This window comes from Hydrogenophaga crocea (genome assembly GCF_011388215.1).
Lineage (GTDB): Bacteria > Pseudomonadota > Gammaproteobacteria > Burkholderiales > Burkholderiaceae_C > Hydrogenophaga > Hydrogenophaga crocea.
Window position 1 is genome coordinate 3,208,816 of the sequence record NZ_CP049989.1, and the last position, 25,257, is coordinate 3,234,072.

At 69.8% G+C, this 25,257-nt stretch carries 25 protein-coding genes; 11 read left to right on the top strand and 14 right to left on the bottom strand.

The window, feature by feature from the left end:
- The first annotated feature begins 185 nt into the window (after window positions 1-185).
- A complete protein-coding gene (locus tag G9Q37_RS15030) occupies window positions 186-1,751 on the top strand; it encodes a methyl-accepting chemotaxis protein (protein WP_166228381.1) in 1,566 nt (521 codons plus the stop codon).
- A 9-nt stretch (window positions 1,752-1,760) separates the two neighbouring features.
- Here G9Q37_RS15030 and G9Q37_RS15035 read toward each other — a convergent pair whose 3' ends face one another.
- Together G9Q37_RS15035 and G9Q37_RS15040 are read right to left on the bottom strand one after the other, a co-directional pair.
- Complete coding sequence (locus tag G9Q37_RS15035; RefSeq protein WP_166228383.1) at window positions 1,761-2,378, bottom strand: glutathione S-transferase family protein; 618 nt, start codon at window positions 2,376-2,378, stop codon at window positions 1,761-1,763.
- 35 nt (window positions 2,379-2,413) lie between these two features.
- Window positions 2,414-3,853 (bottom strand): gamma-glutamyltransferase family protein, encoded by a 1,440-nt coding sequence (locus G9Q37_RS15040; RefSeq protein WP_240936404.1) that lies wholly within the window; start codon window positions 3,851-3,853, stop codon window positions 2,414-2,416.
- A gap of 377 nt (window positions 3,854-4,230) precedes the next feature.
- Between G9Q37_RS15040 and G9Q37_RS15045 the strand changes: the two genes are divergently transcribed.
- From G9Q37_RS15045 to G9Q37_RS15055, 3 genes are all read left to right on the top strand, one after another.
- Entirely contained in the window at window positions 4,231-5,763 is a 1,533-nt protein-coding gene (locus G9Q37_RS15045) for a hypothetical protein (RefSeq protein ID WP_166228385.1), read from the top strand.
- A gap of 44 nt (window positions 5,764-5,807) precedes the next feature.
- Complete coding sequence (locus G9Q37_RS15050) at window positions 5,808-6,839, top strand: porin (RefSeq protein ID WP_166228387.1); 1,032 nt, start codon at window positions 5,808-5,810, stop codon at window positions 6,837-6,839.
- Between the two features lie 178 nt (window positions 6,840-7,017).
- A complete protein-coding gene (locus tag G9Q37_RS15055) occupies window positions 7,018-7,671 on the top strand; it encodes a GntR family transcriptional regulator (protein WP_166228389.1) in 654 nt (217 codons plus the stop codon).
- A gap of 30 nt (window positions 7,672-7,701) precedes the next feature.
- On the opposite strand, the gene G9Q37_RS15060 is transcribed toward G9Q37_RS15055, so the two are convergent.
- From G9Q37_RS15060 to G9Q37_RS15080, 5 genes are read right to left on the bottom strand one after another with little or no spacing between them, the layout of a single operon-like run.
- Window positions 7,702-8,622, bottom strand: coding sequence for an ornithine cyclodeaminase family protein (locus tag G9Q37_RS15060; protein ID WP_166228391.1), 921 nt, complete (start codon window positions 8,620-8,622; stop codon window positions 7,702-7,704).
- Between the two features lie 8 nt (window positions 8,623-8,630).
- Window positions 8,631-9,383, bottom strand: coding sequence for a sulfite exporter TauE/SafE family protein (locus G9Q37_RS15065; RefSeq protein WP_166228393.1), 753 nt, complete (start codon window positions 9,381-9,383; stop codon window positions 8,631-8,633).
- A 5-nt stretch (window positions 9,384-9,388) separates the two neighbouring features.
- Window positions 9,389-9,673, bottom strand: coding sequence for a 2Fe-2S iron-sulfur cluster-binding protein (locus G9Q37_RS15070; RefSeq protein ID WP_166228395.1), 285 nt, complete (start codon window positions 9,671-9,673; stop codon window positions 9,389-9,391).
- A 5-nt stretch (window positions 9,674-9,678) separates the two neighbouring features.
- Window positions 9,679-10,011: a ferredoxin gene (locus G9Q37_RS15075; protein ID WP_166228397.1), complete on the bottom strand. Its 333-nt coding sequence runs from the start codon at window positions 10,009-10,011 to the stop codon at window positions 9,679-9,681.
- Complete coding sequence (locus G9Q37_RS15080) at window positions 10,008-10,298, bottom strand: 2Fe-2S iron-sulfur cluster-binding protein (RefSeq protein WP_166228399.1); 291 nt, start codon at window positions 10,296-10,298, stop codon at window positions 10,008-10,010. Before G9Q37_RS15080 ends, G9Q37_RS15075 begins: the two co-directional genes overlap by 4 nt.
- A 192-nt stretch (window positions 10,299-10,490) precedes the next feature.
- Between G9Q37_RS15080 and G9Q37_RS15085 the strand changes: the two genes are divergently transcribed.
- Genes G9Q37_RS15085 through G9Q37_RS15100 form a run of 4 tightly spaced genes read left to right on the top strand, consistent with a single transcriptional unit; the run spans window position 10,491 to window position 14,303 of the window.
- Window positions 10,491-11,216 (top strand): iron-containing redox enzyme family protein, encoded by a 726-nt coding sequence (locus G9Q37_RS15085; protein ID WP_166228401.1) that lies wholly within the window; start codon window positions 10,491-10,493, stop codon window positions 11,214-11,216.
- 36 nt (window positions 11,217-11,252) lie between these two features.
- A complete protein-coding gene (locus G9Q37_RS15090; protein WP_166228403.1) occupies window positions 11,253-12,704 on the top strand; it encodes an aldehyde dehydrogenase family protein in 1,452 nt (483 codons plus the stop codon).
- A gap of 25 nt (window positions 12,705-12,729) precedes the next feature.
- Window positions 12,730-13,209: a GlcG/HbpS family heme-binding protein gene (locus G9Q37_RS15095; protein ID WP_166228404.1), complete on the top strand. Its 480-nt coding sequence runs from the start codon at window positions 12,730-12,732 to the stop codon at window positions 13,207-13,209.
- 17 nt (window positions 13,210-13,226) lie between these two features.
- Window positions 13,227-14,303 (top strand): 2Fe-2S iron-sulfur cluster-binding protein, encoded by a 1,077-nt coding sequence (locus tag G9Q37_RS15100; protein WP_166228406.1) that lies wholly within the window; start codon window positions 13,227-13,229, stop codon window positions 14,301-14,303.
- Here G9Q37_RS15100 and G9Q37_RS15105 read toward each other — a convergent pair.
- Together G9Q37_RS15105 and G9Q37_RS15110 are read right to left on the bottom strand one after the other, a co-directional pair.
- The gene (locus tag G9Q37_RS15105; RefSeq protein WP_166228408.1) at window positions 14,216-15,142 is read right to left on the bottom strand and encodes a DMT family transporter; all 927 of its coding nucleotides are present in this window, start codon (window positions 15,140-15,142) and stop codon (window positions 14,216-14,218) included. The genes G9Q37_RS15100 and G9Q37_RS15105 overlap by 88 nt on opposite strands.
- Before the next feature lie 23 nt (window positions 15,143-15,165).
- A complete protein-coding gene (locus G9Q37_RS15110; protein WP_166228410.1) occupies window positions 15,166-15,699 on the bottom strand; it encodes a carboxymuconolactone decarboxylase family protein in 534 nt (177 codons plus the stop codon).
- A gap of 134 nt (window positions 15,700-15,833) precedes the next feature.
- On the opposite strand from G9Q37_RS15110, the gene G9Q37_RS15115 reads away from it, so the two are divergent.
- Together G9Q37_RS15115 and G9Q37_RS15120 are read left to right on the top strand one after the other, a co-directional pair.
- Window positions 15,834-16,760, top strand: a complete 927-nt coding sequence (locus G9Q37_RS15115; protein WP_166228412.1) for a LysR family transcriptional regulator — start codon at window positions 15,834-15,836, stop codon at window positions 16,758-16,760.
- A 317-nt stretch (window positions 16,761-17,077) separates the two neighbouring features.
- Window positions 17,078-17,617 carry a hypothetical protein gene (locus tag G9Q37_RS15120; protein WP_166228414.1) on the top strand — a complete coding sequence of 180 codons (540 nt, stop codon included), beginning with the start codon at window positions 17,078-17,080 and terminating at the stop codon, window positions 17,615-17,617.
- Between the two features lie 47 nt (window positions 17,618-17,664).
- Here the strand turns inward: G9Q37_RS15120 and G9Q37_RS15125 are convergent, their stop codons facing one another.
- The 5 genes from G9Q37_RS15125 to G9Q37_RS15145 are packed head-to-tail and all read right to left on the bottom strand — an operon-like array spanning window position 17,665 to window position 22,494.
- Entirely contained in the window at window positions 17,665-18,639 is a 975-nt protein-coding gene (locus tag G9Q37_RS15125) for an SDR family oxidoreductase (protein WP_166228416.1), read from the bottom strand.
- On the bottom strand, window positions 18,636-19,559 hold the full coding sequence (locus tag G9Q37_RS15130; RefSeq protein ID WP_205710657.1) for a bile acid:sodium symporter family protein: 924 nt from the start codon (window positions 19,557-19,559) through the stop codon (window positions 18,636-18,638). Before G9Q37_RS15130 ends, G9Q37_RS15125 begins: the two co-directional genes overlap by 4 nt.
- Before the next feature lie 30 nt (window positions 19,560-19,589).
- On the bottom strand, window positions 19,590-20,912 hold the full coding sequence (locus G9Q37_RS15135) for a flavin-containing monooxygenase (protein WP_166228418.1): 1,323 nt from the start codon (window positions 20,910-20,912) through the stop codon (window positions 19,590-19,592).
- Window positions 20,909-21,727, bottom strand: a complete 819-nt coding sequence (locus G9Q37_RS15140) for an SDR family NAD(P)-dependent oxidoreductase (RefSeq protein WP_166228420.1) — start codon at window positions 21,725-21,727, stop codon at window positions 20,909-20,911. Before G9Q37_RS15140 ends, G9Q37_RS15135 begins: the two co-directional genes overlap by 4 nt.
- An 11-nt stretch (window positions 21,728-21,738) precedes the next feature.
- On the bottom strand, window positions 21,739-22,494 hold the full coding sequence (locus G9Q37_RS15145; RefSeq protein WP_166228422.1) for a response regulator: 756 nt from the start codon (window positions 22,492-22,494) through the stop codon (window positions 21,739-21,741).
- A 69-nt stretch (window positions 22,495-22,563) separates the two neighbouring features.
- On the opposite strand from G9Q37_RS15145, the gene G9Q37_RS15150 reads away from it, so the two are divergent.
- Window positions 22,564-25,119, top strand: a complete 2,556-nt coding sequence (locus tag G9Q37_RS15150; protein WP_166228424.1) for an ATP-binding protein — start codon at window positions 22,564-22,566, stop codon at window positions 25,117-25,119.
- Window positions 25,120-25,257: the final 138 nt, after the last annotated feature.

The window sequence follows — 25,257 nt, forward strand, 5'->3', positions numbered from 1 at the left end:
TAAAGAACCTTAAGTACGCACCAAAGGCCCACGGCGGCGCCATTCGGCGCGTTTTCATGCGGCCTTTGGTTTGCATCGGCCTGCCGCTCGTCGCGCCGCCCTAAAAGCGTACACGCGCCGACGATATCGGTGCCAGGGTCACCATTTTGTGAACCCCGCGAGTCTTAGATTCTTGGAGCAGTGCCATGGGGTTCGATCGCCTCTCGGTCAAGGCCAGACTGCTGGCCGGTTTTCTGTTGTTGTCGGTCATCGTGCTCGCGGTGGCCACGCTGTCGGTGCGTGCGCTCGGGCATGAGCACGCTGCCTTCACGCAGTACGTGAGCGAGACCTCGTACCGCATGTCGTTGGCCAACGACATCCTCGATGCCACGAACGCGCGCGCCATCGGCGTGCGCAACCTGGTGCTGGTGAGCACGCTGGCCGACCGCGAACAGGAAAAGAAGGCCACCGAAACCGCACACGCGCAGGTGGTGGACCGGTTCAAGAAGCTGCGCGAAGCGCTCGACGCCGACGAGCACACCACCGCCACCGAGCGCAAGCTGTTCGATGAAGTTGTGCAGGTGGAGGCGCGCTACGGCCCGGTGGCGCTGGACATCCTCGAGCGCGCGAGCCGCGGCGACCGCGAAGGCGCCATCGAACGCATGGACCGCGACTGCCGGCCGCTGCTGGCCGCCCTGGTGAAGGCCGCACACGCCTACCTCGAGCATGCGACGAACGAGGCCGCCCGGGAGGTCAAAACCTCGGACGCGGGCTACGCCTTCAACCGCAACCTCATGATCGGCAGCAGCGCCGTGGCCCTGGTGGCCGCGCTGATGCTGGCCCTGCTGCTCACGCGCTCCATCGTCACGCCGATCCGCGAGGCGGTGCAGGTGGCACAGACCGTGGCCGCGGGCGACCTGCGCTCGAGCATCGTGGTGAACAGCCGCAACGAGCTCGGCGAGCTGCAGGCCGCGCTCAAGGCCATGAATGAAAGCCTGGTGCGCATCGTGTCCGACGTGCGCCAGGGCAGCGACAGCATCGCCACCGGCAGCGCGCAGATCGCCACGGGCAACGCCGACCTCTCGTCGCGCACGGAACTGCAGGCCAGCAACCTGCAGCAGACCGCGGCCTCCATGGAGCAGATGAACGCCACCGTGCGCACCAGCGCCGACACCGCCCGCCAGGCCACGCAGCTCGCCAGTTCGGCCAGCGGCGCCGCCGTCAAGGGCGGCGAGGTGGTGGGCCAGGTGGTGCAGACCATGCAGGACATCCAGCACAGCAGCCAGAAGATCGGCGACATCATCGGCGTGATCGACGGCATCGCCTTCCAGACCAACATCCTCGCGCTCAACGCCGCGGTGGAAGCGGCGCGCGCTGGCGAGCAGGGCCGCGGTTTCGCGGTGGTGGCCGGCGAGGTGCGCAACCTCGCGCAGCGCAGCGCCGAGGCGGCCAAGGAGATCAAGGGCCTGATCAACGCCAGCGTGGAAAAGGTGGACGCGGGCTCGCGCCTGGTGAGCGACGCGCGCAGCGCGATGGACGACATCGTGGCCCAGGTGCAGCGCGTGACCGACCTCATCGCCGAGATCGGCGCCGCCACGCACGAGCAGACCCATGGCATCGGCCAGGTCAACTCGGCCATTGCCCAGCTCGACCAGGCCACGCAGCAGAACGCCGCGCTGGTCGAAGAGAGCGCGGCCGCGGCCGAGAGCCTGCGCACGCAGGCCGCGCGGCTGGCCGAGGCGGTGGGCTTCTTCCGCCTCAACCACGCCTGAGCGGCGCGCTCAGACCGCGTTGCGCAGTGCCCAGGCGCGTTGCGCCGCCGGCCGCGCCAGGCAGCGGCGGTGCCAGTCGTGGGTGCGCGGCAGTTCGCCGCGCGCGAGCACGCTCAGCCGCTGCAGCACCGCGGCCAGGTTCAGGTCGGCCACGGTGAAGCGCTCGCCCAGCAGCCAGTCGCGCGCGGCCAGGTGCTCTTCGAGCACCCGCAGGCGCTGCTGCAGCTTGTCGATGGCTTCTTCGGCCAGTGCCGGTATGCGCTGCTCGGGCGGCAGGAAGCCGGTGTGGTGGAACCACTGGCGCGCCAGCGGCTCGGCCTCGGTCGCGGCCCACAGCGTCCATTGGTAGATCTGCGCCACGCCGCGGGCGTCGTCGGCCCACAGACCGCCCTCGGGCCGCGTTTGCGCCAGGTGCAGCGTGATCGCGAGCGACTCGAACAGCACCAGGCCGTCGTCGTCGATCGCCGGCACGGTGCCGTTGGGGTTGATCGCGCGGTAGGCCGGCTCGCGGGTTTCGGGGCCCTGGTAGTGCCAGCGCAGGTGCTCGTAGGGCAGGCCCAGTTCTTCGGCCGCCCACAGGGGGCGGATCGCGCGCGAGGCGGCAATGCCATAGATCTTCAGGGTCACGTCGGTCCTTGGATGAGGGAGAGAAAGCGCACGGTTCAGCAGGCCAGCGCCATGCCGTCCTTGCGGCGGTCGGAGCCGCCTTCGAGGCGGCCGTCGTCGAGGCGCCGCACCACCTGGGCGCCGCCGAAATCGCTGCGGCCGCCGAGCTCGCCCAGGCCCGCGGGTTCGGTGTAGCCCGCGGCACGCAGCGCGCGCACCACGGCCTCGGGCGTGCCGGCCTCGATGGCCAGGGCGCGGCGCGCTTCGAGCCTCCAGCGCGGCGCGTCGATGGCGGGCTGCAGGGCCTGGCCCCAGGCCGCCGTGCGCACCATGAGCTGTACGTGGCCCTGCGGCTGCATGGCCCCGCCCACCACACCGAAACCCGCGTGGAACGCGCCGCCGCGCAGCGCTGCACCGGGCACCACGGTGTGGTACGGCCGCTTGCCAGGTGCGGCGCCATTGAGCTCGCCGGGCGCGGCGAAGCCGAAGCCGCGGTTCTGCAGCGCAAAGCCCGCGCCCGGCACGCCGATGCCGCTGCCGAAGCGCTTGAACACACTGCTCATGAGCGTCACGGCCAGGCCTTGCGCGTCCACCACCACGGTGCACACCGTGTTGCCGGCCGGGTCGGCCACCACGCGCTTGGCCTCGGCCATGGCGGCGTCCATGGCGTCGACCATGGCCACGGCGGTGGCCGGGTCGGCGGGGTCCAGCGGCAGGGCGTCGAGCGCTTCGAGCGCGTGCAGCACCGCGAGGCCGTGGGTGTTGGGCGGGCATTCCAGCACCTCCAGCCCGCGGAATCGGCCGCGCAGCGGGGCGGCGAATTCACCGCGGTGGGCCGCGAAGTCGCTCGCCGACAGCACGCCGCCGCGCGCGCGGCTGGCCTGTTCGGCCGCGCGCGCGGCGGGGCCCTGGTAGAAGGCCTCGGGGCCGTCTTCGGCAATGGCCTGCAGCGTGGCCGCGAGCTCGGGGTTGCTGAACACGGTGCCGGCCGCAGGCACCGCGTCGGCGCGGTACAGGCGTGCCGACACCGGGTCGGCCGCGATCACGGGTTGGAACAGCGCCCATTCGCGCGCCGACACCGGCGACACCGCAAAGCCCTGGCGTGCGGCCTCGATCGCCGGGCCGAACAGCAAGCGCCAGTCGGCGCGACCGTGCCGCTGGTGCAGGTCGTGCCAGCCGCGCACCGCGCCCGGCACCGTCAGGGTGTGCACATGGCGCTCGGGCAGGCGCTGGCCCGGGAAGGCGGCCAGGCAGGCCGGATCGAAGGCCGCGGGCGAGCGGCCCGAGCCGTTGTAGGCCTGCGGCTCGGCGCCGGGCGGCACCAGCATGGCCAGCAGGTCGCCGCCGATGCCCGTGGCCATGGGCTCGACCACGCCCATCACCGCGTCGGCCGCGATCGCCGCGTCCACCGCGCTGCCGCCCAGCGCCAGCAAACGGGCCGCGGCCTGTGCCGCCAGCGGATGGCCGGTGGCGACCATGGCGCCGGTGCTGGTCACGGGGGGTGATGGGGGGGTATCGGTCACAGTCCTCTCCAATGTATGAATACAGTATACCGATGACACGGGCGCGCGGCGACACCGATTCCGCCGTCGCCGCCCAGGTCCTGCCCGCCATTGCCCTGCGAAAGCCCCTGTCCGCTTGGCACGAAGCCTGCATAGGCTTTTGCGTCTGGATGTATACCGTATCCAGATTGATCAGAAGATGGTTTTCATCCTCCTTTAATGTGTACTTTTAACCTCATTAACGCCCCAAACGCGGGCCCATGACGCACCAAGGGAGGGCGGGAAAACCCTGTCAGCCCCATAAAAGTATTCTGTATACCATCTGATGCCCTCTTGACCCCCTCGCAGCCCCCAACCCCACGGACAAGCCTATGGATTCCAACGTAACCCTCACAGCGGCGCACTGGATGTACCTGCTGGGCGTGATCAGCATCATCGTGACGATGGTGTTCCGCGCCAACGTGCTCGTGCCCTCGATCGCGGCCACCTTCCTTGTCGGTCTCGCCTGGACCGGCAGCGCCCTCGGCGGCCTGGGCAGCATCTACAGCGCCAGCCTGGTCGCGGCCAAGGAGCTGTTCAACATCTTCCTGGTCATCGCGCTGATGACGGCCCTGCTCAACGCCCTCAAGGCGCTGAAGTCGGACATCCTGATGGTCAAGCCCTTCCGGGTGCTGATGAAGAACGGGCCGGTGTCATACCTGCTGCTCGCGGCCATCACCTACTTCATCTCGCTGTTCTTCTGGCCCACGCCCGCGGTGCCGCTGGTGTGCGCGGTGCTGCTGCCCGCGGCCATCGCCGCCGGCCTGCCCCCGATCGTGGGCGCGGCCGCCATCGCCGTGGCCGGCCAGGGCATGGCGCTGTCGTCCGACTACGTGATCGGCGTGGCCCCCGGCATCAGCGCCAAGGCCGCCGGCGCCGCGGCCGCGGTGATCGCCGACCGCGCGCTCGCGCTCTCGCTGATCACCGGCCTGGTCGCGCTGGTGCTGATCTTCGTGTTCCACCGCCGCAAGTTCCTGCCCGCCAGCCCCGCCCACCTGGAGCGCTGGCAGGAGCTGGCCGTGAAGGGCGAGCTGGCCCAGCACGAGCACGAAGGCACGGCCCACAAGGCCGAGATCGCCCAGGGCACGAGCCGCGAGCACCAGCCCGTGACCGGTCAGGACCTGCGCCGCGAACTGCAGAGCGTGCCGGCCGACGACATCAAGTGGTCCAAGCTGTTCGCCGTGGTCACGCCGCTGGTGTTCCTGGCCGTGATCGTGCTCATGGTGCTGCCCAAGCTCGGCGTGCCGCTGGGCGACTTCAAGGGCGGGGCCGGCGCTTCGCTGGTGGGTGGCGCAGCCGCGCTGCTGATGATCTTCGCCACGCTCGCCATGAAGGGCGCGCGCCAGATGCTCGAAGCCAGTGCCGACCACATCACCGAAGGCTTCGTGTTCGCCTTCCGCGCCATGGGCTCGGTGCTGCCGATCGCGGGCTTCTTCTTCCTGGGCGCGAGCGAGACCGCCGCGGCCATCTTCGGCGGCGACGCCGGCGCCACGCCCAGCCTGCTGTTCGACCTGGTGCGCAGCGCGCAGGACTGGATCCCGCACAACCCGCTGTTCGTGGCCTTCGGCCTGCTGATCGTGGGCATGGTCACCGGCATCGACGGCTCGGGCTTCTCGGGCCTGCCGCTCACCGGCGCGCTGGCGGGTGCCCTCGGCCCGGTCTCCAACATCGACGCCACCACGCTCGCCGCGATCGGCCAGATGGGCGCCATCTGGACCGGCGGCGGCACGCTGATCGCGTGGTCTTCGCTGATCGCCGTGGCCGGTTTCGCGCGCGTCTCGGTGACCGACCTGGTGCGCGTGCTGGCGCTGCCGGTGCTGCTCGGCCTGGCCGCATCCACCATCGCCGCGGTGGTGCTGTTCTGAATCTCCCGTCCCCTGTGTTCCCTCACCTCTCACCAAGCAAAAGCATGAAAAAAACCCTTCTCATCGCCTGCGCCACGCTCGCCAGCGGCGCGGCCTTCGCCCAGTCCAGCGTCACGCTGTACGGCCTGGCCGACATGTACCTGTCGAGCCAGAAAAACCCCGCCACCGGTCTGCGCACCACCAGGCTCGACAGCAGCGGCATCTATGAAAGCCGCTTCGGCTTCAAGGGCAGCGAAGACCTCGGCGGCGGCACCAAGGCCAACTTCCAGCTCGAATCGGGCTTCGCCATGGACAACGGCGGCGCGCCCGGTCTGTCGTTCACGCGCCAGTCGTGGGTCGGCCTCTCCGGCGGCTTCGGCGACGTGCGCTTCGGCAAAGCCTGGAGCGCCTTCGACGACATCAGCGGCAGCGCCCTGGTGGCCAAGAACTCGGTGCTCGCCCCCAACCAGGGCGCCTGGCTCAGCACCTCGTACCGCGACGCGCCCAACAACGGCTTCTACTACGCCTCGCCCGACTTCGGCGGCTTCAGCGGCGTCGTGAGCTACGGCATGGCCGAGAACAAGACCGCCACCGTGGGCCAGGGCTCGATCAGCAGCGTGCACGTGAAGTACGCCGCCGGCCCGGTGTTCGCGGGCGCCGCGTACCAGACCGAAAAGGCCACGGGCAACGCGGAGGCCATCAAGTTCACGCGCCTGAACGGCTCGTACCAGCTCGGCCCGGCCAAGCTCATGGCCAGCTACGGCCGCGTGGCCTTCGGCGATGCCAAGACCAACGAATGGGCGCTGGGCACCGACTACGCCCTGGGCGGCGCGTGGACGATCTCGGCCGGCATCGCGCAGTCGAAGGGCGCGGTCACCGGCTTCACCGGCGACACCAACTACACCGGCAAGCTGGTCACCACGGTGGCCGCGGGCGCACCCGACGTCAAGCGCACCGGCTACAGCGTGGCGGCCTTCTACAGCCTGAGCAAGCGCACCACGGTGTACGGCGGCTACCGCGGCAACACCATCAAGACCCCGGGCGCGGCCGACCAGAAGGGCGACCTGTTCGCGCTGGGCCTGCTGCACCTGTTCTGATCACGACCCGCCGCGCCCCGCGCGGCGTCTGCCTTTTCTTCCTTTGGAGTCCTTCGGGATCCTTTGGCCGCGCGGTGCGCGGCCTTTTTTCGTTCATGAAGCGCTCGCATAGAATCCACCGGCTTCGGGCCCGACCGGACCTTGCCTGTCGCCACCCCCACGGAGCCCGGACCACGCCATGACACTGCCCAGAAAGGAAGCCTCCCTCGGGGCCAGCCATTCGCCTCTGACCACCCTGGTCGTCGAGGCCCTGCGCGAACGCATCATGAGCGGCTCCATTCCCCCGGGCGAACGCCTGGTGGAAAGCAAGCTGTCCGAAGAACTCGGGGTGTCGCGCATGCCGGTGCGCGAGGCGCTGCGCCAGCTCGCGGCCGAGGGCATCGTCACCATCGAGCCGCGCCGCGGCGCTTCCGTCACCGCTTTCAGCCCCGAACAGGTGCGCGAACTGGTCGAGGTGCGGGCCACGCTCGAAGGCCTGAACGCCAAGCTCGCGGCCCAGCGCCACGACGCGAAGCAGATCGCCGAGATGGAGCGCATCCTCGAAGAAGGCAGCCGCCTGATCGACAGCGACGACCAGGCCGCGCTGCTCGAGATGAACAAACGCTTCCACGACGCGTTGGGCAGCATCGCCGCGAACTCGGTGCTGCAGGAGCTCATGCGCTCGCTGCGCGACCGCACCGCGCTGCTGTTCGCGCCGCTCAACCGCGGCCGCAACCAGCAGAACTGGGACGAGCACGCCGCGATCCTGCGCGCGGTGATCAAGGGCGACGCCGAACTCGCCTCGCTGCTCGCGATGCGCCACGTGTACAACGCGGCGCAGATGGAGCCCTGAGGGGCAGTACGCCCGCCGGGCGGGGTTCGTTCAGGCCCGGCCGCCCTGCAGCCGCTGCCACACCAGGCCCGCCAGGGCCACGTCTTCCAGGCCCACGCCCACCGACTTGTAGAGCGTGATCTCGCGCGGGTCCTGGCGGCCGGGCTGCAGGCCCGCCACCAGCTCGCCGAGCTCCACCAGGCGCTCTTCGGTGACCAGGCCGGGCGCGGCCAGCACGAGATCGCCGGCCTCTTTCAGGGTCTGGGGCTTCCATTCCACCGCGATGCGGGACGCGCGGCGCAGCGCCGTGTCGTCGAGCTCGCGCGTGTGCGGCAGGCTCGAGCCGATGGCGGCCACGAAGCTGCCCTCGGCCAGTTGCTCGCCGCGAAACAGCGGCGTGGTCGAGCGCGAGGCCGTGACCACGATGTCGGCGCCCTCCACCGCGGCCTCGGGCGACACCAGTCGCACCGGCACGCCGCAGGCGGCCTGCAGTTCGTCGGCCAGCGTGGCGGGCGCATATGGGTCGCTCACGCGGATCTCGCGCAGCGGGAAGGCAGCGGCCATCTGCTGCGCGTGCATGCGGCCCTGCACGCCCGCGCCGTACAAGGCCATCACCTGCGCATCGGGGCGGGCCAGGCGGCGCGCGGCGATCACCGAGCAGGCGGCGGTGCGCAGGCGGGTGATGGCGCCGGCGTCGAACGAGGCCAGCGCGCGGCCGTCGTCGGCGGCGAACAGCAGGATCACGAAGGTGAACTGGCCCTGCAGCGTGGTGTAGACCTTGGCCCCCACCACGCCCTGCCCCGGCACCACCGCGCCCAGCGTCGAGAGCTTGATGCCGCCGGCCTCGGTGCGCACGCGCGTCTGCATCGCGGCCTCGCCGCGGCCGAAGCGCGCGAACGCGTCTTCGAGCACGGCCTGGGCCTGCTCGGGGCTGATGGTGGCGTCGACCATCGCGTCGGTGATGTGTTGCATGGGGGCTTTCAGGCGGTCAGGGTGCGGAACAGGACGACGAGCGCGCCGATGGCCGCCATGGCCAGCAGCAGCTTGCGCACCAGCGGCGCGGGCACGTGGCGCTTGATGGGGTTGGACGCGAAGAAGCCCAGGAACATCCAGGGCATGAGCAGCGCGCTCAGCAGGTATTCGTGCGCGCCCATGCGGCCCACCACGGTGAGCACGGCGATGGACACCGCCGAGCCGATGAAGAAGATGGCGCCGAAGGTGCCGCGCAACTGCGCTGCGCCCATGTTCTGCATGGCGATGGCGAACGGCGGCGCGCCGGCCGAGGTGATGGTGCCCATCATCCCCGAGGCCAGGCCCGCCACGGCCATGTTGCGCCGCGTGGGCATCACGCGCCAGCCCGTGAGGCTCAGGCTCACGCCCGTGAGGATGAGCAGCGCGAACAGCAGCGACAGGGTCTGCACCGACAGCATCACCAGGCACGCGGCCGCGAGCACCGTGCCCCCCAGGCGGCCGACCACGGCCACGCCGGCCAGCGGCCACTGGATGGCCTCGCGGTCGCGCAGGCCGCCCATGAGCGCGAGCGGGCAGCTCAGCACCAGCAGCGGACCGGGCACGAGTTCGGGGAACCACATGGCCGCCAGCGGCGCGCTGAACATGGCAAAGCCCAGGCCGCTCACGCCCTGCAGGCAGGCGCCCACCACCACGAGCAGGCCGGCCGCGAGGTAATGCGCCCCGCTCACGCCCTGCACCAGGTCGGTGGTCAGCCAGTCCATGGCGTTCACCAGGACACGGCGATGTCGCCCTTGACGAAGGTCTGGCAGGCCATGCGGTAGCCCGCGGCGAGATCGGCCTCGCTCAGGTGCTTGCGTTCCTTGGCCTTCACGTCGTCGGTGTTGGCCAGGCCTTCTTCGATGCGGCACTTGCAGGTGCCGCACAGGCCGCCGCCGCACTTGAACGGAATGCCGCCCTTCTCGCGCAGCGACACGCGCAGCAGGTTGCTGTTCTCGGGGGCGCTGACCTGCTTGCCGGCGTTGCTGATGAAGGTGATGTTGACGGTGCTCATGGGGCTCAGGCCGGGGCGTTGAACGTGGCCGGGTCGCGCGGCTGCAGGCTCGCCTGCATGCTGCCGAAGCTGCACAGGTGCTGCAGTTCGCGGCGCGCGGCGTCCAGGCTCTGGAAGGATTCGAGGAATTTGGATGGCACCGAATTGACGGTGACGGGCTCGCCCTCGTCGATCACGCGCACGCGGGTGGGCGTGAGCAGCTCGGCGATGAGGAAGCGCGCCTTCACGCGGCCGAAGAACACGTAGTCCCAGGCTTCGATGGGCTGCAGGCCTTCGCCCGCTTCGGTGCGGAACTGGCCGGGCTTGGTGGTGAGGATCACGTACATGGCGGGGCTCATTCCTGCAGCAGTTCGATGTCGTGCTCGATCCAGAGCTGGCAGGTGAGCCGCCAGCCCTGCTCGAGCCGTTCGCCGAGCTGTTTCTTCTCTTTCCAGTTCGGCGGCGGCAGGTGCTCGGCCCCGGCGATCACGCGGGTGGCGCACTTGGAGCACTTGCCCATGCCGCACTCGTACTTGAGGTGGGGATACGGGTAGGCCTTGATGCCCGCGCGCACCACCAGGTTGGTCTTGGGCTGGACCTCGTCGCGGTAGGTCTGGCCGTTCTTGTGGAAGGTGACGATGGGCATGGGTGGAAGGGGTGGAGGGACGGATTCGCACTGAAAGTATACAGTATACTTTCAGCAGTTCTGGGTGATTTCCTTACGGATGGCTCGGAAAACCCCGCTTTGGATCTCGCTATGTATACTGTATACGCCAATCGGGGTGAGCACAGCCCCGAAGCCGCTGTCTCCACACCTTCCACCCCTCAGGAGCCCACCATGTCCGCACTGCTTTCCCGCGACGAATTCCGCACCGCCCTCGAAAACGCCATCAAAGGCAAGAGCGCCAACCAGTCCCCCTTCAGCCTGGCCTGGGCCGGCGGCACGCTCTCGCGCGAGCACCTCGCGCGCTGGGCCGAGAACCACTACCACTACGTGGGCCCGTTCGCCGACTACCTGGGCTACCTGTACGCGCGCACGCCCGACCACATGACCGAGGCCAAGGACTTCCTGCTGGCCAACATGTATGAAGAAGAGATCGGCGGCGACCGCCACACCGACCTGCTGATCCGCTTCGGCGAAGCCTGCGGCACCACGCGCGAGCGCATCGTCGACCCCGACAACATGAGCGCCACCACGCGCGCCCTGCAAAGCTGGTGCTACGCCGTGGCCATGCGCGAAGACCCGGTGGTGGCCGTGGCCGGCCTGGTCGTGGGCCTGGAATCGCAGGTGCCCTCGATCTACCGCAAGCAGACCCCCACGCTGCGCGAGAAGTACGGCTTCACCGATGAAGAGGTCGAGTTCTTCGACCTGCACATCGTGTCCGACGAGATCCACGGCGAGCGCGGCTACCAGATCGTGCTCGAGCACGCCAACACGCCCGAGCTGCAAAAGCGCTGCCTGCGCATCTGCGAGATCGGCGCCGAAATGCGCCTGCTCTACACCACCGCGCTCTACAACGACTACGTGGCCCCCAGCCTGATGCCGCTGGCCAAAGCCGCCTGATCGCCCGCGCGTCGACAGCCCCCCGGAGCCGCACACATGCAGACCGAAGAGTTCCTCAACCACATCGATGGCCAATGGCTGAAGTGCCGCGGCGCCCGCACCTTCGACAACACCAATCCGGCCAACACCGATGACACGGTGGGCCGTTTCCAGGCGTCCACCGCGATCGACGCGGAAGACGCCGTGAACGCGGCCACGGCCGCCTTCGAGACCTGGCGCAAAACGCCCGTGAGCCAGCGCGCCAAGGTCTTGAATAAGGCGGCCGATTACCTCGAAGCCAACGCCCAGCGCTTTGGCGAAGAGCTCAGCCGCGAAGAAGGCAAGCCGGTGGCGCAAGGCAAGGACGAATTCCTGCGCGCCGCCCAGACCTTCCGCTTCTACGCCACCGAAGGCCAGACCTTCGGCGGCGAGACCTATGTGCAGGACGACGCCGACATGATGGTCTACAGCCAGCGCGAGCCGCTGGGCGTGGTGTCGGTGATCTCGCCCTGGAACTTCCCCGCGTCCATCCCCGCGCGAAAGATCGCGCCCGCGCTGATCACGGGCAACACGATCGTGTTCAAGCCTTCGTCGGACGCGCCGCTCAGCGGCCTGCGGCTGGTGGAGGCGCTGATCGAGGGCGGCATTCCCAAGGGGGTCATCAACTACATCACCGGCCGCGCCGGTGACGTGGGCCCGATCATCACCACCTCGAAATCCATCCGCGCCATCTCGTTCACGGGCTCCACGCAGGCGGGCATGCACATCCACCGCACGGTGCACCTCACCACGCGGCTGCAGATGGAGCTAGGCGGCAAGAACCCGCTGATCGTGATGGAAGACGCCGACCTCGACAAAGCGGTCGACCTCGCCATCAAGGGCGGTTTCTCGCTCACCGGCCAGGCCTGCACTGGCACCAGCCGCGTGATCGCGATCAAGAGCGTCAAGGCCGCCTTCACCGAGAAACTGGTGGAGCGCGTGAAGGGCCTGAAGATCGGCCCCGGCACCCAGCCCGGCATGGACCTGGGCCCGCTGGCCACCGCCAAGCAGCTCGAAACCGTGCTGCGCTACCTGGAGATCGGCCGCGCCGAAGCGCGCCTGCTCTGCGGCGGCGAACGCCTCACGGGCGAGCCCTTCGACAAGGGCTTTTACGTGACGCCCGCCGTGTTCGACAACGTGACGCAAGACATGCGCATCGCGCGCGAAGAAATCTTCGGCCCCGTGATCGCCGTGATCGAGGCCGAGGACTTCGCCGACGCCATGGCCAAGGCCAACGACAGCGAGTACGGCCTGTCGGCCGCCATTGCCACGCGCAACCCGCGCTACATGCACGCCTTCGCCAACGAGATCCAGTCGGGCACGGTGAAGATCAACCGCACCACCACCGGCAACCTGGTGAACGCGCCCTTTGGCGGCATGAAGAACTCGAGCACCTCCACCTTCCGCGAGTCGGGCCGCGTGGGCCTGGAGTTCTTCACGCAGACCAAGGTGGTCTACCGCGGCCTTTGAGCCCCAACGCATCGCACACAGCCCCATGAAACAAGCCCTCAAACTGCAACTGCCCGAAGCGCGCGCCATGGCCGCCGCCGCCCTTGAAAAAGCCCAGGCCCTGGGTGTGCCCGAGACGGTGTGCATCACCGACGAAGGCGGCTTCCCCATCGTGCTCGAACGCATGGACGGCGCCCGCGTGACCGGCCCGCAGATCGCCTGGAACAAGGCCTTCACCGCGGCCGGCCACAAGCGCTCGACCCACCTCTTCAACACCCCGCCCAACGGCCCCGCCCTGCCCGGCAACGAAGCCTTCGGCATCCAGTGGAGCTTCGAAGGCAAGTTCGCCGTGTTCGTGGGCGGCTTCCCCATCGTGGTCAATGGCGAGGTGGTGGGCGGCGTGGGCCTGAGCGGCGGCAACGGCGAGCAGGACACCGCCTGCGGCGTGGCCGCGCTGCAGGCCCTGCAAGACCTGCTGGCCGCACAAGGCCTGCAGGTGCAGGTGAAAGCCGACCTCAAGCTCTGATTTCAGGAGCAAGGCGCATGGCCCACCGCATCACCTGGCTCGAAACCGGCCACAGCTTCGAGGCCGAGAGCGACGAGGCCGTGCTGAGCGCGGCGCGCCGCAGCGACGTGCCCTTTGCCTACGACTGCCGATCGGGCGGCTGCGGCACCTGCCGCGTGCGCGTGGTGCAAGGCGAGGTGCGCTACGACGACGAACTGCCCATGGGCCTGAGCGAAGAAGAAGCCGCCGCGGGCCAGGCCCTGCTGTGCCAGGCCCGCGCCTGCAGCGACTTGGTGCTGAGCGCCGACCCGCCCGACCTGGGCACGCCCCCGCAACGCCTGCTCGCGCGCGTGGACAGCGTGCAGCCCCTGTGCAGCGACGTGACCCGCCTCTGCCTGGAGCTGCCCGTGGACGCCGGCTTCAGCTACCGCCCCGGCCAGTACATGAACGTGCACCTGCCCGACGGCGGCCACCGCAGCTTCTCGATGGCCTCGGCCCCCAAGGGCGCGGTGGTGGACTTTCACATCCGCCGCATTGCGGGCGGCCGCTTCACCGACGGCGAGCTTGCGCAACTGCAGCCCGGCGACGCGCTGGAGGTGGAGCTGCCCCTGGGCAGCTTCTGCCTGCGCCCGCAGGACTACCGCCCCATCGTGATGCTGGCAACCGGCACCGGCCTGGCCCCGCTCAAGGCCATGCTCGAAGCCCTGCAAGGCGACCCCGACTGCCCGCCCGTGAGCCTGTACTGGGGCGCGCGCACCGAGGCCGACCTGTACCTGCACGACGAAATCGCCCAATGGGGCGAAGGCCTCTACGAATTCAACTACGTGCCCGTGCTCTCACGCGCAGGCGATGCGTGGACCGGCCGCCGCGGCCACGTGCAACACGCCGTGGTGCAAGACCTGGCCGAACAGCTCGGCGAATGCGCGTTCTACCTCTGCGGCTCGCCCGCGATGATTGCCGACGCGAAGAAGACGCTGGTGGCGCACGGGGCGGATGCGGGGTTCTTTTATTCGGATGGGTTTGTGTTTCAGCGCCGCGACGCGCCCGTGACCGCCACGAGCAGCCCCGACATCACCACCACCAAGCCGGTGGTTTCGGCCACCGTCGGCACGTGACCGAGCACGGGCCAGGCCATGAGCGCGGCCAGGCCCGGCGCCAGCGCCGGAAACACCGCCGCGCGTGACGGGCCGAGCAGCGACACCATCTTGGCGTAGGTGAACAAGGTGCCGGCGCCTGCAATGAGGCCCTGCACCAGCACCTCGGTCCACAGCACCGCGGGCGCGGCCGCCAGCAGCCGGGCGCCGCCGGTGGCCAGCAGGTACACCGGCACGTAGGTGACCAGCGCCGAGAACGACACCACCGCCGTGGCCAGCAGCGGGTCGAGCCGGTGCTTGCGCAGCAGGATGCCGAACCCCGCCCACAGCGTGCCCGCGGCGATGAACATCGCGTCGCCCAGCGCGGCGCGCGCGGTGAAGCTCGACGCCTCCACCCCCGACAACAGCACCAGCCCCGACAGCACCACGCCGATGCCCAGGCCTTTGCGGGCGGTGATGCGGTCGCCCAGCACCAGGGCCGACAGGATCAGCCCCATGACGCTCATGGCGGCAAACGGAAACACCGCCGCGTGGCTGGGCGGCGCGAACTGCAGCGCACCGAACATCAGCAGCCCGAACGGCGTGCCGGCCAGCAGCGCCACGCCGGCCCACAGCCGCCAGCGTTGCACGAACTGCGCGGCGTCGGCCCGCCAGGCCCACAGCAGCACCGGCAAGGTCACCAGCCCGGCCACGCCAAAGCGCAGCACGGTCAGGTCGGGTGCCTGCAGGCCGTGGCCGATGCCCCAGCGCGCGAACACGGTGTAGAGCGCGCCGATGCTGGCCGCGAGCAGGCCCACGGCAATGCCCAGCGCAAGCCGGGGGTTGGGCGACGGGGCGAGGGAGATCGAGGCGGCGTTCATGGCGGCTCCGGGCGGCGGGGGGCTCAGAGCGCCGGTGCGGCCGGGAAATCCACCGGCACGCGGGTGGTGCCGTGCAGGTAGTTGGTGACCGTCTTGTCGCCGATGACCACGATCGCATCAACCAGGTTCTCGGTGGTCCAGCCGGCGGCGAAGAAGGCATCGACCAGCGCCGGATCGGCGTGGCCGCGCTCGGTGGCGATGTTCTTCACCAGCTTCGCCAGCGCATCGAGCTTGGCATCGAAAGGCGCGCCGCCGCGGCGGATGTCGAGGATCTGCTCGGGCATGAAACCCACCATGCCGCCGATGACGGTGTGCGCGGCCAGGCAGTAGTCGCAGGCGTTCACCTGGCTCACCACCAGGTTGATGACCTCGCGCGCCTTGGCGTTGAGGCTGCTCTTGGCGTTCTGCAGCGCCAGGTAGCTGCCCAGCGCGTGCTGCGAATGCGCCAGCGTGGCGTACAGGTTGGGCACCTTGCCCAGGCCCTTCTGCAGCTGGTCGAACAGGGCCTGGTTGGTGGCGGACACGGTGTCGCGGGTGGGGACGGTGATCGGGGTCATGCGGGTTCTCCGGTGGGGGGTGGGCGCCCACGGGGGCGGGGCGGTGAAGCGAACTGTGATTGGTGCCGATCGTTCGCACTAGACCGAAGCCATGCCTAAGATAAAGTCCACCCAGGAATGAATGAGGGCGTGAGATGGACAAGTTGCGGGCCATGCAGACCTTTGTGCGGGTGGTGGAGTCGGGCAGCTTCTCGGCGGTGGCGCGCGAATCGGGCGCCACGCAAAGCGCGGTGAGCAAACAGGTGGCCGCGCTGGAACAGGCCCTGGGCGCGCGGCTGCTCAGCCGCACCACGCGCGCGCTGGCGCTCACCGAAGAAGGCCAGCGCTACTTCGAGCAGGCCCAGCGCATCGTGGCCGAGGTGAGCGAGGCCGAGAGCGTGGTGCGCAGCGCCTCGCAGCGCCTGAGCGGCTGGCTGCGCGTGGCGGCCGCGGTGGGCTTCGGGCGGCTGGTGCTGCTGCCCATCGTGCAGCGCTTTCTGGCCGACCACCCGGACGTGCGGATCGACCTGCGCCTGAACGACGGCTTTGTGGACCTGGTGGAAGAAGGCATCGACGTGGCGCTGCGCGTGGGCGAAATGGCCGACAGCGGCCTGCTCGCGCGCCGCGTGGGCAGCACCCGCCGCCTGGTGGTGGCCAGCCGCAAATACGTGCGCCGCCACGCGCGCGGCAAGGCCGCGCCGCGCCTGCCGCAAGACCTGCTGGCGCACAACTGCGTGGTCTACACGGAGCTGGCCACGCGCAACGAATGGCGCTTCACCGCCGGCCCGGGCGCCCCGGTGGCCGCGGGCACGCAGCAGGCGGTGCGGGTGGCGGGCAACCTGCAAACCAACAGCTCGGAGATCGTGCGCGCCGCGGTGCTGGACGGGCACGGCATTGGGTATTCACCGGTGTGGCTGTTTGCCGATGAACTGGCGCGCGGCGAGGTGGTGCAACTGCTGCCGGGGTGGCAGGCGCCCGAGCTGCCGATGCAACTGGTGAGCCCGCCGGCGCGGCGGGGGTCGGCGAAGGTGAAGGCGTTTGGGGATCGGGTGGCGGAGGCGTTGGCGGCGGGTGGGGGGTGAACGCTTGGCGGTACGGCGATGCGCTGGGCATTTGGTTCGAGGCGAACAGCGGATGCGCACGGCCAACATGGCACTGCGGCTCGTTCTTGGCTGCGCTCGTCATTCAAGGCAACCGGGATGATTGGAGCAAGCGCCTCGGACTCGTCGGCAGTGATCGGCGCGTTTCCGATGTTTGTTACAAACTGGCTGCGGTCAGTTGAGTTGGCGCATTGAACTTCCGATATGCGCCACGTCGCGGACGCTCGGGCTCTGGGCTCCGAGGTTGATCGCCGCCAAGCTCACTCTGGCCCTCCGGCATGCTCAGGAGGATCAATCTAATGTCTCAAACAATTTTTTCGCGTCGCTCGCCAAGTTATGGGGCTTACTTTATTGCAATCATAATAACTTCCTCCGTGCTAATTCATGCTCTGCTGCGGGCAGCACCAATACCAATAAAGATGTTTTTCGATTTTCCATCCTTAAGCGAAGCAAATCGCTACGAGGGAGTTCTGGAAGTCAAGAGCAGGGCGGACTCGGAAACAGTTAATCGAATGAAATCGAAGTTTTTCATAAACACTGAAACTGGCGCGCATGAAGTTGCTTTTGGCTATTTTGGAGATCGCTACTCACCACTAAGCATGCACAAAATGAATGGCGCGAAGGGCGAAGTCTGGTATCACCCGATGTTTGGCGTGATACAAGCCAAGTTAACCTACGTCAAAAAAAGCGGAGAAGTCGACACCATATTTTACGACTGGGCGAGCATGAAGAGCTTGCATGTCGACACAAGTATTTCCAAGTATTGGCAGCGTCTTCTTATGCCTTCGATTTTGACAATCGTTCTTGTTGTACTAATAAGGCGTTGGAGATCTGGTTGAGGCTCGGAAATCGCTGCTTTACAGACATAGCCCGCCACATTCACCCATCACAGCCCCCGCCCTTGCGCTTCCCTCGCCGCCACAAACGCCTCAAACGCCTGCGCACTCGTCTTCTTCGGCACATACCCAAACCGCCGTTTCAGCGCCGTGTTCAGCAACACCGGCCGATACCGCAAAAAGTCGATTTGCTCGGGCCCATACCTTGAGATGCCCAGCGCCTGCCCCACGGTGAGCAGCGCGCGCAGCAGGCGCGGCGGCAGCACCAGCGGGCGCTTGCCCAGGCGGGCCGCAATTTCGTGGATGGTGAGCGCGCCGTCGCCCGCGAGGTTGTAGCAACCGGGGGGCGCTTCGCCGCTCAGGGCGTGCAGCAGCGCGCCCACCACGTCTTCGTCCCACACGAACACAAAGGGGCTGTCGCTGCCCGCAATGGCAATGGGGCGCGGCTTTTCGAACAGGGCGGTGATCTGGTTGTCCACGCGCTCGCCCAAAATCGTGCCGATGCGCAGCACGGTTTGCGCAAGGTTGGGGTGGTTGCGGCGGGCCTGGGCCAGCATGTCTTCCACCAGGCGCTTGTGGTGCGCGTAGGCAAAGGCCTCGTGGCCGCGCAGCGGGTGGTCTTCGGTGATCCACGCGGGGTTGTCGGCGTGGTAGCCGTAGGCCGCCCCGCTCGACGACACCACCAGGTGCCGCACGCCGTGCGCGAGGCAGGCGGTGAGCACGTTGCGCGTGCCGCCCACGTCCACCGCGTATTCCAGCTCGCGGGTCGATCCTTTGCCCGGGGTGACGATGGACGCCAGGTGCACCACGGTGTCGATGCGGTGGTCGGCCAGCACGCCGCCCAGGCCGTGGTCGCGCACGTCGAGCACGCGGTATTCCACACCGGGCAGGCGGCGCTCGGGCGGCACCTCGCGCACGTCGGTGGCCACCACCACGGTGTCGGGCCGCTGTGCCAGCGCGGCCACCAGGCCGCGGCCCAGAAAGCCGTCGGCCCCGGTCACCAGAATGCGCTCGGCCCGCGTCATGCGCGGTGCTCCGGCACACCGCCCTGCAGCGGCCGCTTGCCCCACCAGCCCGCGAGCAGCATGCCCGCGATGATGTCCCAGAAGCCCCACACGCCGGCCACCACGGCCATGCCGCCGAGCCCGCCGAAGAAGCTGAAGATCAGCACCAGGCCCAGGCCCGCGTTGCGAATGCCCACCTCGATCGAGAGCGCGCGGCGGTCGTAGTCGGGCAGGCCCACGGCGCGCGCGCTCAGCCAGCCGATGAGGAAGGCCAGCGCGTCGTGGATGGCCACGGCCACGATCACCAGGCCCACGTAGTCGAGGAAGTAGCGCCAGTTGCCCGCGATGGCGCCCACGATGAAGCCGATGAGCGCGAGGAAGCTCAGGATGCGCACCGGCTTCTTGAAGCGCGCGGTGGCCGCGGGAAAGCGCTGCGCGAGCCACACGCCCAGCACGAAGGGAATGCCGATGATGAGCAGGATGTGGCCCACCATCTGCACCGGGTCGAGCGCGATGGTCTTGAGCAGGCCCGAGGCCGTGGGGTGCAGGCCGCCCCAGAAGGCGAAGTTCAGCGGCATGGCCACGATGGCGATGGCGTTGGACACCGCCGTCATGGACACGCTGAGCGCCACGTTGCCGTTGGCGCGGTGGGTGAGGATGTTGCTCACGTTGCCCGGCGGGCAGCAGGCCACCAGGATCATGCCGAGCGCGATGCTCGGGCCCACGCCCAGCAGCAGCGTGAGCCCGAAGGTGATGGCGGGCAGGAACAGGAACTGCGCCACGATGCCCACCGCGAAGGCCAGGGGCATGCGCAGCACGCGCTTGAAATCGTCCACCCGCGTGTCCAGCGCAATGCCGAACATCAGGAACCCCAGCACCGCGTTGAGCACGGCCAGCGACGCGGGGTTGAAGTTCAGCCGTATCTCGTCCACTGGCAGCATGCGGGGGTCTCCTCGTTGTGGTTCTTCACATCAACCAAAGGCCTGGGCGGCTTCGCGCACGGCCTTGCGGTAGGCGTCCTTGTTCACGTAGTAGGCCATGCGCTCGAGCTGCAGGTAGCGGTAGCCGCCCGACAGGTCGGGCCAGCGGCCGGGGCCCGCGCTCTTGAGGGCCTTGAGCGCGGCGGCCGGCGGCGCGCCATCGTCCAGGCCCTTGAAGTAGCGCGCCACGAGCTCGGCCTGTTCGTAGCGGCCCTGCCAGCCCAGGCCGCTGGCCTCGACCATGCCGAGCACGGCCAGGCGGTCGAAGCCGGGCGCGAAGATGTTGAGGTACAGGCGCGGCGCCATGCCCTGCCAGTTGAGCAGCGCGTGGTCGAGGAAGGGGTAGTGCAGCTTGTAGCCGGTGGCGGTGAGGATGAGGTCGTAGTCGCGCGCGCTGCCGTCCTTGAAGTGCACGGTGTCGCCGTCGAGCCGCTGCACGTCGGCGCGCACGCCCACGTCGCCGTGGCCGATGTGGTACAGGATGAGCGAGTTCACCACCGGGTGCGACTCGTACATGCGGTAGTTCGGCTTGGGAAAGCCGAAGCGCACCGGGTCGCCCGTGAACCACTTGAGGATGGTGCTGTCGATGCGCTGCTTGAGCCAGGGCGGCAGCCTGATCTTGCCGCCCACCGAATCGGCCGGTTTGCCGAACACATACTTGGGCACGAAGTAATAGCCGCGACGCACCGAGATGTCGATGCTGCGGGCGTGGTGCACCGCGTCCACCGCGATGTCGCAGCCCGAGTTGCCTGCGCCCACGATCAGCACGCGCTTGCCCGCGAGCTGCGTGGCCGATTTGTAGCGCGCGGTGTGCCAGATCTCGCCGTTGAAGTGCCCCTCGAAGCGCGGCACGCTGGGCTCGGCGAGCGTGCCGTTGGCCACCACCACGCCCTTGTAGCGCGCGGTCACGGGCGCGTCGTCGCCGGTTTGTGTGGTCACGCGCCACAGGGTGTCGGGCGCATTCGATTCGGGCGCCACCTGGAGCACGCGCGTGTTGAAGCGGTAGTGCGCGTTGAGGCCGAAGCGCTCGGCGAAGGCGCGGAAGTAGTCGAGCAGTTCGCGGTGACTGGGGTAGTCGGCCACGTGATCGGGCATGGGGAATTCGCTGAATTCCGTCATGCGCTTGCTCGAAATCAGGTGCGCCGATGCATACACCGTGGAGCGCGGGTTGCCGATGTTCCAGAGCCCGCCCACCTCGCTGTGCGCCTCGAAGCCCTGAAAGGGCACGCCGTGTTTCTGCAGGCAGCGCGCGCCCGCCAGGCCCGAGGGCCCGGCGCCGATGAGGGCGATCTGTTGTTCGGTGGCGGTGGTCATCGATGGAGTCCGGGGATGTCGGTGGCGCCGGCTTCGCCGGCGCGGGGTTTGCGCGGCTGGCGCAGCAGCAGGCGGTCGTGCCACGCGGCGGGCAACAGGCCCAGCGCGCGCGACAACCAGCCAATGCGCCGCGGCAGCACGATGTGCTCGCGCCCCGCGGCCACGCCCGCGAGCAGGCGGCGCGCGGCCTCGTCGGGTTCGAGCAGGCCGGGCATGGCGAAGCGGTTGCCCGCGGTGAGCGCGGTGCGCAGGTAGCCCGGGCTCACGGTGTGCACCGTCAGGCGCGTGGGGCGCAGCTCGGCGCGCAGGCTTTGCAGGTAGGCGATCAGGCCGGCCTTGCTGGCGCAGTACGCGCCGTTGCCCGGCATGCCGCGCCAGCCCGCGATGCTCGCCACGCCCACGAAGGCGGTGCGGGCCGCGGCGTGGCCGCGCAGCGCGGCCAGAAAGGGCGAGAAGGTGCAGGCCACGCCGAGCAGGTTGATCTCGAGCATGCGGCGCAGCACGGGCAGGTCGTCGGGCACGGCGGTGTCGAAGCCGCCGGCCACGCCCGCGTTGGCCACCACCAGGTCGGGCGGGCCCATGTGCTGCAGCCAGTCGGCCGCCATCGCGGCCATGGCCGCGGGCTCGCTCACGTCGGGCGTGTAGGCGCGGCAGCGTTCGGGCGCCAGGGCCACGAGCGCGTCGAGCGTGGCGCGGTTCAAACCCACCAGGGCCACGCGCGCGCCGCCGGCGATGAGCGCGCGCGCGAGCGCCTGGCCCAGGCCGCCGCAGGCGCCCGTGATCACGGCGTTGCCGAAGGGGGCGGTGTGCTGCAAGGGGGCTCCCGTTACACCAGGGTCTCCACGGGCGTGTCGAAGCGGTAGCCCGCGCCGCGTTCGGTCACGATCAGCGTGGGCTTGGCGTGGTCGGCCTCGATCTTGCGGCGCAGGCGCAGCACCTGCACGTCGATCGTGCGGTCGTACACCTCGGCGTTGTGCAGCCGCGAGAGGTCGAGCAGCTGGTCGCGGCTGAGCACGCGCTGGGGCGCGCTGCAGAAGGCCACGAGCAGGCTGTATTCGTTGTTGGAGAGTTCGAGCTTGCGGCCGTCGGGCGCGGTGAGGCGGCGCGTGCGCAGGTTCAATTCCCAGCCCGCGAAGCGGAAGGCGCGGCGCTTGTCGGTGCGCACCGTGTCGAGCACGGGCTGCGGCTGGTAGCGGCGCAGCACGGCGCGGATGCGCGCGAGCAGCTCGCGCGGGCTGAAAGGCTTGGTCACGTAATCGTCGGCGCCGAGCTCCAGGCCCATCACGCGGTCGGCCTCTTCGGCGCGGCCTGTGAGCAGGATCACCGGAATGGGCGCGCGTTCGCGCAGTCGCCGCGCGAGCGTGAGGCCGTCTTCGCCGGGCAGCTTCAGGTCGAGCACCACGAGGTCGATGGCCTCCTGGTCGAGCACCTCGAACATCGCGCGGCCGTTCTCCACCGCGGTCACGCGCAGGTCGGACTCGCCCAGGTAGCCCGACAAAAGATCGCGCAGCGCAGGGTCGTCGTCCACCACCAGAATGTGGGGTGGCGCCACCGGCGCGTGCTGCTCCTCCAGATCCGACATCCATCACTCCATGCAAGGCCAGGCGCTTTCGATGGTAGCGTGAACACCCCGCGCCCCGCCCATTCCACCATGCAGACCCCCGAACTCCTGCTCGACGACGCCGAGGCCGACAGCGGCCCGCCCCGCTGGCGCGAGCTGCTGCTGCACCGCTCGGTGCTGGTGCCGGTGCTGGTGGCGCTGCTGCTGTTGCTGGGCCTGGCCGCGGGCCTGGCTTCGCTGCGCGAGCAAACGCTGAACGCCGAGCGCCGCACCCTGGGCGCGCTGGTGGCCGCGCTGGCCGACCAGGCCGACAGCGCGCTGGCCGCCTCGCAAACCGCCATGCAGGCCACGGCCGAAGAGCTCGCCGCGGGCGCCTGGGAAACCGACGACGAGGTGGCGCAACCGCTGCTGCGCGCGCGCGCCGCGGCCCTGCCCTGGGTGCGCCAGATGCTGCTCGCGGGCACCGACGGCCACGTGCTGCAGGCGGCCGACGACGACACCGACATGCCGCCATTGAGCGGCGCCGACTACTTCCGCGCCGCGCTGGGCGCGCCCGCGGGCGAGGCCGGCCTGGGCACGCCCGAGCGCTGGCCCGGCCAGCCCCATCCCTGGGTGCCGTTGTCCATGCCCTGGTACGGGCCCGAGGGCCGCCAGAGCGGCGTGATCGTGCTCGCGGCCGACCCGTCGCTGCTGGTGGGCGGCTTCACGCGCACCAGCCCCGCGCCCGACGCGCGCCTGCAGCTGGTGCGCAACGACGGCCGCCTGTGGCTGGCCGAGCCCGCGGGCGCCGGGCCCACGGTCTGGCCCGAGGGCTGGCCCCCGCCCGACGAGCGCCCCGCGTGGTCGCTCGAACTCGACAGCGCGCACGACGGCGACGCCGTGCGCCACTGGATCGTGGTGGGCCACGCCATGCGCCGCGCGCCCATGAACATGGTGCTCGCGCGCGACCGCGACGCCGTGCTGCGGGACTGGCGCTCGCAGGCCTGGCTGGTGGCGGGCTTCGGCGTGCTGGCGCTGTTCATCACCGCGGCGCTGAGCCTGCGCCACGCGCGCGAGCAGCGCTGGCGCGAACAGAGCCAGCGCCACCTGCAGCGCCAGCAGGAACGCGCGGCGCGCGCCTTCCTCGCGGCGCGCGAAGGCCTGTGGGAATGGGTGCCCGAGCGCCAGCGCCATTCGCTGTCGCCGCGCATGCGCGAGCTCGCGGGCTTCGGCCCGAGCGACGACGTGAGCGCCGACAGCCCGCTGGGCTGGCACGACCGCGTGGCCGCCGACGAACACGCGCGGCTCGCCGAGGCCGTGCAGGCCCACCTGCAGCAGGCCACGCCCGATTTCTCGGTGGTGCTGCGCATCGCGCCGCCGGGCCAGGCACCGCGCCACGTGCGCGTGCGCGGCCGCGCCATGGCCCACGCGGGCGAAGGCCCGCCGCCGCTGGCCGGCACCGCCTACGACGTGACCGACGAGGTCGCCATGGCCGAGCAGACGCGCCGCCTCGACGAGCAACTGCAACGCGCGCGCCGGCTCGAAGCGCTGGGCACGCTCGCGGGTGGCGTGGCGCACGACTTCAACAACGTGCTCGCGGCCATCCAGGGCTACGGCGAGCGCGCGCAGGACCAGGCCGGCCCGGACAGCCCGCTGCGCCCGCACCTCGACCGCATCCTCGACGCCGCGCGCCGCGGCAAGACGCTGGTCGAACGCATCACCGCCTCGGGCCAGCCCGGCGCGGGCCAGCGCCGCCGCTTCGAGCCGCGCGAGCTGCTCGAAGAGGCCTGGGCCCTGGCCACGCAAGACCTGCCCGACACGGTGCAGGCGACGCTCGACGCCGGCAGCGACATCCCGCCCATCGAGGGCGATCCGGTGGCCTGGTTCGAGGCCTGCCTGAACCTGCTGCGCAACGCCGTGCAGGCGCTGCCCGGCGGCGGCCGCCTGCACGCGGTGCTGGCGCAGGAAACCGTGACGCAGGCGCGCGTGCTCTGGCACGGCCGCCTCACGCCGGGCCGCTGGCTGCGGCTGAGCGTGAACGACGACGGCCCGGGCATTGCACCCGAGCACGTGCCGCACCTGCTCGAACCCTTCTTCACCACGCGCGCCGGCCACGGCGGCACCGGCCTGGGCATGACCGTGGTGCACAACACCGTGCGCGACGCGGGCGGTGCGCTCGACCTGCGCACGGCGCCCGGCGAAGGCACGCGCTTCGACCTCTACCTGCCCTGCCCGGCGGGCGACGCCGCGGGCCCGCGCGCCGTGCTCGCGGCCGCCGACGCGCCCGGCCAGGGCGAGGTGGTGCTGGTGGTCGACGACGAGCCCGCGCTCGTGGCCCTGCTCGAAGAGACCCTGGCCGAGCTCGGCTACGAGCCGCGCGGCTTCACCGATCCGCTGCAGGCCCTGGCCGCGTTCGAGGCCGAGCCCGCGCTGTTCACCGGCATCGTGAGCGACCAGCGCATGCCGGGCCTCACCGGGCTCGCGCTGGTGGCGCGCTGCAAGGCGCTTGCGCCCGGGCTCGCGAGCGTGATCGTCACCGCCCACGGCGGCGCCGATTTCGAGCAGGGCGTGGCCGACACCGGCGTGGACGCCGTGCTGCGCAAGCCGCTCTCGCTCAACGAACTCGGCGAGGCCCTGGCCCGCGTGTTCGCGCAGCGCCGTCGCTGAGCGGCGACACCCCAGGTTGCAAGTGAAACCGGCGCCCGGCGCGCCGACACACGGCGTGCAACGCGCCCCACGAGCATCAGCCCCGTGGTTGATCGAACGCAGCAACGACCGCAAACCACCACCGCTGCACCCTGGAGA

Excerpts from the sequence above, each read along its gene's own strand:
- G9Q37_RS15145 (WP_166228422.1), bottom strand. The coding sequence starts at position 22,494 with ATGTCGGATCTGGAGGAGCAGCACGCGCCGGTGGCGCCACCCCACATT.
- G9Q37_RS15110 (WP_166228410.1), bottom strand. The coding sequence starts at position 15,699 with ATGACCCCGATCACCGTCCCCACCCGCGACACCGTGTCCGCCACCAAC.
- G9Q37_RS15135 (WP_166228418.1), bottom strand. The coding sequence starts at position 20,912 with ATGACCACCGCCACCGAACAACAGATCGCCCTCATCGGCGCCGGGCCC.
- G9Q37_RS15055 (WP_166228389.1), top strand. The coding sequence starts at position 7,018 with ATGACACTGCCCAGAAAGGAAGCCTCCCTCGGGGCCAGCCATTCGCCT.
- G9Q37_RS15150 (WP_166228424.1), top strand. The coding sequence starts at position 22,564 with ATGCAGACCCCCGAACTCCTGCTCGACGACGCCGAGGCCGACAGCGGC.
- G9Q37_RS15050 (WP_166228387.1), top strand. The coding sequence starts at position 5,808 with ATGAAAAAAACCCTTCTCATCGCCTGCGCCACGCTCGCCAGCGGCGCG.
- G9Q37_RS15060 (WP_166228391.1), bottom strand. The coding sequence starts at position 8,622 with ATGCAACACATCACCGACGCGATGGTCGACGCCACCATCAGCCCCGAG.
- G9Q37_RS15085 (WP_166228401.1), top strand. The coding sequence starts at position 10,491 with ATGTCCGCACTGCTTTCCCGCGACGAATTCCGCACCGCCCTCGAAAAC.
- G9Q37_RS15095 (WP_166228404.1), top strand. The coding sequence starts at position 12,730 with ATGAAACAAGCCCTCAAACTGCAACTGCCCGAAGCGCGCGCCATGGCC.
- G9Q37_RS15065 (WP_166228393.1), bottom strand. The coding sequence starts at position 9,383 with ATGGACTGGCTGACCACCGACCTGGTGCAGGGCGTGAGCGGGGCGCAT.
- G9Q37_RS15090 (WP_166228403.1), top strand. The coding sequence starts at position 11,253 with ATGCAGACCGAAGAGTTCCTCAACCACATCGATGGCCAATGGCTGAAG.
- G9Q37_RS15100 (WP_166228406.1), top strand. The coding sequence starts at position 13,227 with ATGGCCCACCGCATCACCTGGCTCGAAACCGGCCACAGCTTCGAGGCC.
- G9Q37_RS15080 (WP_166228399.1), bottom strand. The coding sequence starts at position 10,298 with ATGCCCATCGTCACCTTCCACAAGAACGGCCAGACCTACCGCGACGAG.
- G9Q37_RS15125 (WP_166228416.1), bottom strand. The coding sequence starts at position 18,639 with ATGACGCGGGCCGAGCGCATTCTGGTGACCGGGGCCGACGGCTTTCTG.
- G9Q37_RS15130 (WP_205710657.1), bottom strand. The coding sequence starts at position 19,559 with ATGCTGCCAGTGGACGAGATACGGCTGAACTTCAACCCCGCGTCGCTG.
- G9Q37_RS15045 (WP_166228385.1), top strand. The coding sequence starts at position 4,231 with ATGGATTCCAACGTAACCCTCACAGCGGCGCACTGGATGTACCTGCTG.
- G9Q37_RS15120 (WP_166228414.1), top strand. The coding sequence starts at position 17,078 with ATGTCTCAAACAATTTTTTCGCGTCGCTCGCCAAGTTATGGGGCTTAC.
- G9Q37_RS15105 (WP_166228408.1), bottom strand. The coding sequence starts at position 15,142 with ATGAACGCCGCCTCGATCTCCCTCGCCCCGTCGCCCAACCCCCGGCTT.
- G9Q37_RS15075 (WP_166228397.1), bottom strand. The coding sequence starts at position 10,011 with ATGAGCCCCGCCATGTACGTGATCCTCACCACCAAGCCCGGCCAGTTC.
- G9Q37_RS15115 (WP_166228412.1), top strand. The coding sequence starts at position 15,834 with ATGGACAAGTTGCGGGCCATGCAGACCTTTGTGCGGGTGGTGGAGTCG.
- G9Q37_RS15030 (WP_166228381.1), top strand. The coding sequence starts at position 186 with ATGGGGTTCGATCGCCTCTCGGTCAAGGCCAGACTGCTGGCCGGTTTT.
- G9Q37_RS15070 (WP_166228395.1), bottom strand. The coding sequence starts at position 9,673 with ATGAGCACCGTCAACATCACCTTCATCAGCAACGCCGGCAAGCAGGTC.